This window comes from Sulfurovum sp. bin170, from assembly GCF_010892395.1.
In the GTDB taxonomy this organism is placed as follows: Bacteria; Campylobacterota; Campylobacteria; order Campylobacterales; family Sulfurovaceae; genus UBA1140.
This window is the reverse complement of the sequence record NZ_JAACKB010000037.1, coordinates 1-10,829: the sequence shown is the minus strand read 5'-3', so window position 1 is coordinate 10,829 and position 10,829 is coordinate 1. Positions and strand designations below refer to the sequence as shown.

The window sequence follows — 10,829 nt, the reverse complement described above, 5'->3', positions numbered from 1 at the left end:
CCATAGTATCCAAAAAGAAGTTTCTATACCCATTTTTATAGAGAGAATCAATCCTCTCAAAGATAAACTCCTGATAGGCATCATTTCTCAAATCAGCAATTAGTGAGTTCCATGTCTTGTTTTCAGATATAACCCATGATTTATCATACGGAGTTTTGGTCTTCCTCCACGGCTCAATCTCACCCACACTCACATAAGCCACCATCTTTTTGGGATAGCGAATTGCATAGATATTGTCTATGGCATCTGCCTCTACCACAACTTTGTCATAGAAGTTTATAAACCTATCATCTATATTTTTGCTATAGATAAAAGCGTATCTCTCGTCTGCTGATAGTCCTGAAAATAGTAACATTATCATAACCATCACTCTACTGTTTAGAAGATTCATCTCTCTTTACCTTAGTTGTTTGAAGTATGTTATTATTTTAGCATTTTTTTAAGAAGTTTTTAGTTATTTTGAAAAAAAGGTACTATGAATTTTCGTATACCTAGTCTATTCTATTTTTGTCTAGGCTATGTAATGACTTAAGAAAAAGGAGAAACATGAAAAAAATAGAAATCACAATAACTACAAACTCCTGAAAATAAGAGAGAGGAAACCACTCTATCAAAATAGAGTCATCAGGAAATATCCAACTATGCTCTAGAAACAGCAATTGATGCAAGAATTTAAAGCTATTCAAAAAATCAAATGCTAAAAGTATAGAGAGTGCAACAACCATCAATCCAATAAAAAAGCTATATCTAAAAACTAGAATAAGCCTCTCTTTAGCTCTAAAATATAGAAATATAACCAAAGATAAACTAATAACAGAGACTGTAATCCAAACAGAGTGAATATTCTCAAACAGTCGCTTGACATCGAGCAGATGCCTCTTCTCATGGATAGTAAAAATATCCAAATCTATAAAGGTGATATACTTCTGTTCTAGTAGATATATCCATGTCAAAGAGTGTGCTTTGGGTTCTACAATAGTAGAGTCAAAAGGAGAGTGAAAGAGAAAAAAAGTAAGTTCAAAAGAGCTTAGAAGAAGTGTAAACGAGAGTAGTAGAGCAAAAATAATATAGAAAAATTTCATTTGCAACATTTTACCAAGCTAGAGATAGTGAGAGCTGATATTTTCTGTTTTTTATGGAATTATACTCTTTCTCTTTAAAGCTACTAAGTGATATATTGAGTATTGAGTATCGGTAATCCACCCCAAAAGTCAACCCCTCATACAAGATACCTGAACTAAGTGTTAAACTATCATCAAAAAAACTACGACTAATCCCAAATCTAATAGAGTCCTCAAAATTAGCATCATATTCTGCTCCAAATAGGTCTATATAATCCATTCCAAATAGAAACTTTCTATAATTAGATGAAAATCCTATATTGGTTGTAGAGGGTATTTCACCTATCTCTTTGAAACTTGTATCTCCTATATTTAAAATAGAAAAAGCCAACTTTGCATTTGGTAATTTATAGCTTATACCTGTATCAAGAGCCACCGCTTCCTCTTTTTGAGTATACTCATTATCAAAATACTCCATAAAACTATCACTCTCTATCATCTCACCAATAGAGTAGTTATGAATAGTTTGATACTTCTCTATGGCTCTAATATTGACTCCATAACTTAGACTATTTTGAGAAAAAGAGAGTGTCCCCACAGCTGACCTATATCTCTCTATATAGCTCTCCATAGCCCCAATCGAACCAAAACCACTATGGGTTATAAAATATCCACTTATATCATTTTGTAGCCCAAAGAGCCAACTATATCTACCAGGAGTTTTATAGATAGAAGCGAAGTTGTTAGCTCTAAAACTCAAAGTTTTACCTATATTCTTTTTCATTAAGGCAGATACTTTTTTAGAATTATCAGCATCAGAACTCAACTCTGTCAAAAAATCTAGCGTATCTTCATTTAGTGCGATAGAAGAGTCTATAGGCTCTACCACTAACTCATCTACACCAATAGTAGTTAGGTTGGATGGATTTGAGAAGATAGAGTTACTACTTCCTCCCAAAGCCATATCTACACCTCCACGACCAATAGAGTTAGGATTTAAAACTAAACTATTAGCAGGTAGACTCAAAGTTATAAAGATTAAGAGAGAGAGAAGCCTTAACATAAAAGTTAATGCCTCTGTAGATAACTAGAGAGATTATTCTGCTCTATAGAACCATCAACGCTACCTGTAATATTTAAAATATAGTTATTTATAGTCGTTCGAGTAGTACTTCCTAGTGGGAAAAGATATTGAATATTTGCAGAGCTACTAAGACTACTCTGTATATTCATCATCTCTTGATTATTCAATGTTGGACATGGAAAATAGTTTATCCCATCCTCTATCTCTGTTGTTAAATTAAAATTTTTATCACAGCTACCATCAGTTAATATAACTGAACCATCTTTAATAAGTTTATAAAAAGTACTATAGCCATGTTCAGAACTACCTACATCAACTTCAATAAGTGTAGTTGAATACTCTGTTTCAGAGTTATTAAAAGTTACTCCACCTCTATATGTATGTATAGTTCCATCTCTACAGTTATCATTTGGATTACTAGCGTAGACAATTGCACAAGCAGAAGCATCTGAGCTATCAACAACACTATTTCCATTTAAATCATCAGAAGAGTTAATATCAACACCCAATGCCCACTGCTCTACAACATTTTCATCACCACCAAAAAGTAGTTTTACACTATTAGATAGGGAAGTCAGTCGTACTAACCCAAGATTAAAACAGCTACCCTTCTGTTCATCGCTTAACCCTGTAGTATCACTACAATCAAGACCATCAACAATACTACTATAATATATATCTGCCTCATCTAAGTTTTTTAATGTATCAACAGCGTTATTATTTTTGGTTATATCATAAATAAATCCATTAAGACTACTACTATCATTTGCAATTGCTGATACCATATCATAGGCTGTATAGTCTGCTTTACCTATATATGCTCCTGCTATATTCATATTTATCTCATCAGTTGACATATTATACGCATCAGCATTATTTAGTAATTGATTAATAATATAGTTATAATCACCACTATCTAGTGCCTGTTGCACACCCTCTTCATCTGTTGGATAGTTTATATCAAAGTTTCTACCATTTAAAATATTAATAATCATCTGAAGAATTATATCTCTATAGCTATCATGAACATACCCTTTGCCATTAATAGGGTCATAGTAAAGAACATCATTTATATCTATAAAACCACTTCCATCTATATCCTTTTTAATCACCTCTTTTGAGTAGAGTAACATCTTGCTCTTTATCTCATCACTATCAAGAAAAGGTAAAACTTTTTGATATATAATCTCACTAACTACGGTTATAGTAATCTGCTTTGCACTCTTTAGACTACTCCCCTCAACTAATAGATGAAAAACACCTTTATTTTGTGTCGGAATCCCATCAATAATACCATTATCATCACTATCATAATCATATCCACCACTAACCTCATAGATATAGAACTCATCATTTTTTATCATCTCTAGGTGAAGATTAAAATTACCAATACCATCTATAGTATCACCTTTTGAAGTTATCTCTGTTGCTAATAATTTTTTTATCCCATCATCTAACTCATATAATTTTACTGTAGCTTCTGCTAATACTCCTAGTTGAGCTTTTCCTAATATTTGTTTATTGCTGTTCTCATACTCTACTAAACTACTGCTACTATTGGTATCTACAATAGCACTACTATTTTCATCTTCTTGTTCGATTGAGTTATTACTCTCCTCAATAACTACCACCTCGTCTACTACTACAGGAGAAATAGTATTGTTTGTCTCTTTAGTTTCAGGAGAGCTACCTCCACCACCACATCCTATAAAGAGTAGTACACCTAAGAATATACTTATTTTTTTCATCCCACCCTCCTTAAGGTCTCGGCTCAATCACCAAGAATGGTGTAGCATACTCTTGGTAGTTATTAATATAGTCTTGAATCCACTGTGGAACATCAACCTTTTTTTGAATCCCAAGTATTGGGTCAAAGTTAAACACTTCAGGTTCCACATTCAAATCTTTGTTAAATCCATAAAACGCTCCATCTTCAGCCACAACCAAAGCTCGTGCATTCCAATAAGTATTTGCACTATAATCAACCCCATCCACTGTCTGAGCGGTAAAATTAAAATCAGTCATATACTTTGCTTTACCTGTCTCAAGATTAAGAACATTCATTCTATCTATCCCCTCATTGACCCACTTGGTCATAAAAGTTGCTCTTCTCCATACATAAACTCCTAAAGTATTCCCTCCATCAACAAGCTTGGTCTGCCAATTTGGAATAATCGTTGTCTCACTATTTTCACCATCTCCAAGGTCAACATACCAATCACCATCTTTAGTTTCACTAAACTTAGACTCTAACAATCCTTCAAGTCTTCCTGCTCTGTAGTTATCATCTCCTTCACTCCCCTCTGCTGGTCTCCACCAAATTAAGTATAGAGTCTGTTTGTGTATTCTTGTCTCCTTATTTGGCTCGTGGTTAAGAGTAATTTCAAACTGTTCAGAAGCATCTGTCTCATCAATGACATGTATCACTTGGTTCTCTTGGTCAATAAAATAGAGCCAACCCTTATCAGCTCGACGATACATGGTCTGCCAGTTATCTTGGTCAAAATTTACCACTGTACCAATCTCTGTAATTGTCCCATTGGTCTCCATCTTTCTAAGCATACTTGTATTCCTATCCATAAAGAATAGATATGCATCAGGCAAAGTAGAGCTAGGTCTTGGCACTTCATAGTCACTGGTTACCGTTACAGGAACATTATGTATGGAGCCACTATGCAATCCATCAGTTACTCTAAAAGTAAGATTCTGCTCTCCTCTATCACCCAAAATCGCATAAGCTTTTAATTTAGCAGATACAAAACTGTTGTACTCTAGTGCCAACATTGCATCACTAAAAGCATGTTCAGTTGTATTTGGCTTAGATATAAGGAGCTGTGAGAGTTCATCATCGGCATCACTCCATGTGAGATTTTCCTCCAGATAGGCAGGTACATCATACTCTTTCATGACGATAGGCTTAACAGGTTTAGTAATCGTTGGTGCTTGATTGCTCATGGATACACCTGTTAGCCAGTTCTTCATGGCGATATAATCACTATCGCTTTCTGCCAAAGGAGCATGAGCTTTAACCTTGGAACTAAGAAGAGTATGCGTATCATCATCTTCAATATAGTATCCCCTTGCATAAACCAACAGTTCAGAGTTGTTGATATTATCAAAATCAACACGATAGAGTGCTGAACTAAGGGTACTGCTCTTAGAGTTCTCAAGATTACTATGCAAGTTCTGTTTAGAGTATTTGGTATCACCTTTATGCTCAATATGTTGACGAATAACAAATCTCATCTTGGTATCTCTTAAGAATACCGAATCACTAAACCTCTTCTCTTTTGGCATGGCATCCTCAAAGGTCAAATCATTCATTCCCCCTGCTGTATGATTATTATGACACTCGTAACAGCTTCGCACCATCGCCTGATAGGCTTTTTGAGCCTGTTTGGTATTGGTACTAATAGAGCTATTTGTATCAAAACTCATCCTGTCCGACAACCCAACAGCCAATCTGGTTGAACCATAAGTGATAATCTTCTGTGTATCCTCTCGTGACCAGTGTTTGCTGTGGTTATAGACTCCGTTAATTCTACTAATTTCATCGGAAACTTCAGCACTATAGGTTGCACCATAATCACCATCTCTGTCCAAATCACGACTTAAATTATCAGGGTGTGTTCCATCTTCAGGAAGAGTCAAATCATCATTTAGAATCAGACTCCACAAAAAAGGTGCAGGATGATATTTATCATCTATCCCCATCGGATTAATATCACTATAGTTATAAGGTAAAGCCGTGTCATCAGGCATCTTGTGTGCACCCAAAACAAAATTTCTATAAGTAGAGTTCAAAGAGCTAACACCTGTCTTATTAGAGAGGTTTAGTTTATCTTTGGCATTATGACAACTGACACATGCACCTCCACCATTAATAGCAGGTTTTGTAAGTAGTGGAATGATATTTTTATGAAAATCAGGAATCTGCTCTGTGGCGTTGTAGTCTGATATATCTTTATCTGTTCCCAATACATCACTAAGGTTACCTCTCATTTTATTATGTGCAATAGAGTAATACTCGTGATATTGGTCTAGTATTCCTTGGTTTCTATCTTGGTGACACTGGTTACACTCATTGACACGATTGGGTACAAAACTCACCTCTTGTCGCTCTGCTCGAATAGGTATCCAAATATCTCCTCCATCAGTAAATGGAAACTTCTTATTGACTTTCCATACATAAAGACCCTCTTTGAGTACAATACCTAATGAACCATCACTCTCTGTCTCAATTAAATCACTTGAGGGGATAGTAAGCTCCAGACTCTCATTATTCTTATCCGTTCCAACAGCATAAGAGCTACTAAAATCATGAGCTGGAATAAAAAATTGCATCCGTATATCATCTTTGGAAATGCCGTTGAGTTGATGCTGAACACCATTGTTAGAAGCCAATAGATTTTCAACTAAAAATCCTGATTTACCATTTAGATTATCATTTGTAAAAGAGACTCGATTTTCACTCAAATCACTCACTCCTGGGGCAACCTTTTTACTAACAGGTGGGTAGAAACTTCTAGGTTGCATAAAGTGATAATTATTACTAGAGATAACTACTGCTCCTGCATCACTATCCAACGGGTCACCAACCTCTTCAGGAAAATCTTTGATATATATCTTGTAAGAGCTATCGGTATCTTCTCTGTAGGCGTAGACAAAACTCTCATCGTTATAGTGTTCAGGAGTTCTTGCAATATCTGTCTCAACACCACTACTGCTCATCTTTGATAGAAATATTTTATCACTTCGCAAGTCAAGGTGAACTCTTTTGGTCATTAAAATATCACCTTCTCCAAGAAATAGACCCTCATTCCCTCTTCGTGCTGATTGCCCCATCAAGATATAATCTTTGTACTTACCACTTTTAACCTGACGAGCTTGATAGATATTTTCACCAGAGTCATCCGTCGCTGCTTCTTCACCATAAAACATAAAAGTATCACTTCCATCAATCTGCATTTTCCATAAAGAGAAACGGTTAACCGTAGCTTGATGCTCCCACTCTGTAAATATAACCAATGGAACATCTTCACCTTGATTAATCACGACTGGCTCGGTCTGGTGAGAGTTGTTAAACCCAATTCTGGTCACTGCTCCTGTAACGGTATCAAGCTTATGAATAAGAGGTGCAGGGCGTTTGTCATACTCATCACGAAGAACATCCAGTTTGTAATTTATAGGAATATCTTTTTTGGTAACTGTTTTAGAGATAAGCAGCATCTCGTGGTCTGTATCCTTATCATTTCCAATATAAGTAGGGTAGCTAAAACTAATACCATAATCCGTAGTAATAGGAGTTATCTTTTTAGAGGCAATATCCATTTTGAATATTCCCAAGTTTCTCTCAGGATTAAGGTCACTCTCTTTGTTAATATCACTATCAGAAAAAACAGGTTTGCTCATAGAAAGATAGAGACTTTTCCCATCAGGTGCGACATCAAAACTCTGAATTCTAACCTTCTCTACATCTTTACACTCATTATCAAGAGATGGATATATCTGCCATGTCTTGTAACCTCCATCTTGCTGTTTTCGTGAGACTAATAGTTTATCTTCAAACCCTGTATTATCATAACCATCTTCAGGAGACCTCAAATCTATTCGTGCATCAAGCTGTGACCAAGCGATAAAGAAAAGGTCAGGATGAGTTCTACCGTCATTCTCATGTTCAGAGATAGCACTCTTTGGAACAAAATCAGCCCCATCTAGTACCCCCTCTAGGGGACTACACTGTGTAACATCAGGTGTACCTCCAACTACTGTATCATTGCTTGCAGAGATACAACCTCCCATAAACAGAGTTATAAAAACCAGAGCTACTGTATGCTTTAAATATGTCATCACTTCTCTCCCAAAAAATCAATTGTGAAGTTTACGATAACATTTATTTCATAACACTTAACTTAACCTATAAGATTAGATTTATAAATTATTTAAATATGGTTATTTACTTTGATTGAAGAGTATCTACTCCTTAAAAACTCTATAATATTAATACAAGCAGTTCCATCTCCATAAGGATTATGTGCATAACTCATCTGCTCATACACTCTATCATCATTCAAAAGTCTCTGTGCCTCTTCTACGATTTTATCGGTATCTGTACCCACAAGTTTAACCGTACCAGCCTCTACAGCCTCTGGCCTCTCTGTTGTATCACGCATCACAAGCACAGGTTTACCAAGAGCAGGTGCCTCCTCCTGAACTCCTCCACTATCTGTAATAATAAAATAGGCTCTGCTCATAAGATAGATAAATGACTCATACTGTAGTGGCTCTATTAAGTGTACATTGGGTATATCAGAGAGTAACTCTTTTACAGGTTTTTGAACATTGGGATTTAGATGCACAGGATATACTATATCTATAGATGGATTATCAATAGCCAAACGCTTTAGTGCTTTACAGATATTTATAAACCCTTGTCCAAAATTTTCTCTTCTGTGACCAGTGACTAAGATTAATTTTGAATTTTGAATTTTGAATTTTAAATTGGTGAAATTTGATTCAATTTTCTCTTTTAATTGACTATTTTTTTCTATCTTATCCAAGGCTAAGAAGAGTGCATCTATAACAGTGTTTCCTGTTACTATGATATTTTTACTCTCTTTGTTCTCTCTTAAAAGGTTTTTTTGACTTGTGATAGTTGGTGCAAAGTGATAGTTTGCCAATACACCTACTATCTGTCTATTTGCCTCTTCTGGCCAAGGGCTATATATATCATCTGTCCTAAGACCTGCCTCTATATGACCTACAGCTATCTTCTGATAAAAAGCAGCAAGAGAGGTGATACTTGTAGTTGAGGTGTCTCCATGTACCAAAACTAAATCAGGAGCAAAATCTTCTAGTACATCTCGCATACCAAGCAGAACATTGGCTGTTACATCATATAAATCCTGTCCTGATTTCATGATATTTAGGTCATAATCAGGCACTATCTCAAACATATCAAGTACTTGGTCTAACATCTCTCTATGTTGTGCTGTTACACAAACCTTGACATCAAAATCTAATTTGTAATCTTCAAAGGCTTTGACCAATGGAGCCATCTTAATCGCTTCTGGTCTTGTTCCAAACACTATTAATACTTTTTGCATTAATTTCCTTCTTTAGTTTTGCGTGTATTGTATCTTAAAATTTATTTTACTAAGCTATTTTCAAGCAATATGTGTTTAATATTGTTACCATAATTATATAAGGTATTAGGAACAATGAAAACCATTTTTAGAGAATATGATATACGAGGTGTTTTTGAAAAAGAACTCAATCAACAGAGTGTTAAACTTATTGGATATTTTTTAGGTCAAAAGATAAAAGGTGACAAAGTTGTAGCCATTGGTTTTGATGCGAGGTCACACTCTCCTATCCTAAGAGATTACCTAACCAGTGGACTCAACGCTTCTGGATGTAGAGTTTTGGATATGGGGCTTGTCGCTACCCCTGTAAACTATTTTGCAAACTATATTAGTCATGATGGCATTGAGACAGACGCTTCGATAATGATTACAGGTTCGCATAATCCAAGTGAGTACAATGGTTTTAAAATCACTGTAGACAAAGCACCTTTTTTTGGAGAGGAGATTTACGCGTTGGGTGATGAGATTATGGCAAATGAGTCGATGGAGATTGCTGATGATACCCATTGTGAGAAGATTGATGTAAAAACACCATATATCAACTATATGATAAAAGAGTTTGCTCATCTAAAAGGGTTGGATAAAAAAATCGTTATCGACTGTGGAAATGGGGTTGCGGATACAGTGATTACTGATATTTTTGATGCATTGGAGTTTAATTATGAGGGAATATATCTTGAACCTGACGGAACTTTCCCTAACCACCACCCTGACCCATCGGTTGAGGAGAATTTGGTAGATATTAAAAAACTATTGAGTGAGAAAGGTGATATTGCGTTTGCCTATGATGGAGATGCAGACCGTATTGCTGTTTTGACGCACAAATACAATATCAAAGGTGACCAGATGGCACTTCTCTATGCGATGAAGATGGAAAACCCAACTGTCATAGGTGAAGTAAAATGTTCACAAGTGATGTACGATGAGCTAGAACGACGAGGTGCAAAAGCGATAATGTATAAAACAGGTCACTCCAATCTCAAAGTCAAGATGAGAGAGACAGGGGCTGATTTGGCATGTGAAGTTAGTGGTCACATCTTCTTCAAACATCGCTACTTTGGTTATGATGATGCCATCTATGCTACGCTTAGAATGTTAGAACTTATCCATGATGGGATTGATATAGACCAAGAGATTGATGCTCTTCCACAAGTCTTTTCAACAGAAGAGATAAAAGTGGAAACCACTGATGAGGAGAAGTTTATCCTCATTGATAAAATCAAAGAGCTACTAGAAAACCCTCCAAGTGATTTTCCAGTGATTAAAAATATTATCACTGTTGATGGTGTTCGTATAAACTTTGAAAATGGTTGGGGTTTGGTTCGTGCTAGTAACACCACCCCTCTGTTGGTAACGCGTTTTGAATCAACTGATAAAGCTCTTGCAAAAAAGTATGAAGAGAGTCTGAATAGACTCATCAGAAAGGCAAAAGAACTTCTATATTAGACTTTTTGCAAAACTCATTTGGAATCGGAGACTTTAGTCCAATGCCAATGAATTAAGGATTTAGACAAGGGAATCCCTTGTCTCTACTGTTTT

At 35.7% G+C, this 10,829-nt stretch carries 7 protein-coding genes; 1 reads left to right on the top strand and 6 read right to left on the bottom strand.

The features are described from left to right. The 6 genes from GSY74_RS00885 to wecB form a co-directional block, all read right to left on the bottom strand. Nucleotides 1-391, bottom strand: a 391-nt coding sequence (locus GSY74_RS00885; RefSeq protein WP_164663214.1) for an endo alpha-1,4 polygalactosaminidase, incomplete at its 3' end; no start/stop codon positions are given. Between the two features lie 100 nt (nucleotides 392-491). Continuing rightward, the gene (locus GSY74_RS00880) at nucleotides 492-1,082 is read right to left on the bottom strand and encodes a DUF1461 domain-containing protein (RefSeq protein WP_164663213.1); all 591 of its coding nucleotides are present in this window, start codon (nucleotides 1,080-1,082) and stop codon (nucleotides 492-494) included. A 10-nt stretch (nucleotides 1,083-1,092) separates the two neighbouring features. Continuing rightward, nucleotides 1,093-2,124: a hypothetical protein gene (locus GSY74_RS00875; protein ID WP_164663212.1), complete on the bottom strand. Its 1,032-nt coding sequence runs from the start codon at nucleotides 2,122-2,124 to the stop codon at nucleotides 1,093-1,095. Nucleotides 2,125-2,129: 5 nt separating this feature from the next. Further along, nucleotides 2,130-3,893 carry a hypothetical protein gene (locus GSY74_RS00870; protein ID WP_164663211.1) on the bottom strand — a complete coding sequence of 588 codons (1,764 nt, stop codon included), beginning with the start codon at nucleotides 3,891-3,893 and terminating at the stop codon, nucleotides 2,130-2,132. Between the two features lie 10 nt (nucleotides 3,894-3,903). Further along, nucleotides 3,904-7,995, bottom strand: coding sequence for a hypothetical protein (locus tag GSY74_RS00865; protein WP_164663210.1), 4,092 nt, complete (start codon nucleotides 7,993-7,995; stop codon nucleotides 3,904-3,906). A 92-nt stretch (nucleotides 7,996-8,087) separates the two neighbouring features. After that, the gene (wecB, locus tag GSY74_RS00860) at nucleotides 8,088-9,251 is read right to left on the bottom strand and encodes a non-hydrolyzing UDP-N-acetylglucosamine 2-epimerase (RefSeq protein ID WP_164663209.1); all 1,164 of its coding nucleotides are present in this window, start codon (nucleotides 9,249-9,251) and stop codon (nucleotides 8,088-8,090) included. 114 nt (nucleotides 9,252-9,365) lie between these two features. Here wecB and GSY74_RS00855 point away from each other — a divergent pair, with 114 nt between their 5' ends. Beyond that, on the top strand, nucleotides 9,366-10,736 hold the full coding sequence (locus GSY74_RS00855) for a phosphomannomutase/phosphoglucomutase (RefSeq protein ID WP_164663208.1): 1,371 nt from the start codon (nucleotides 9,366-9,368) through the stop codon (nucleotides 10,734-10,736). Nucleotides 10,737-10,829 lie beyond the last annotated feature (93 nt).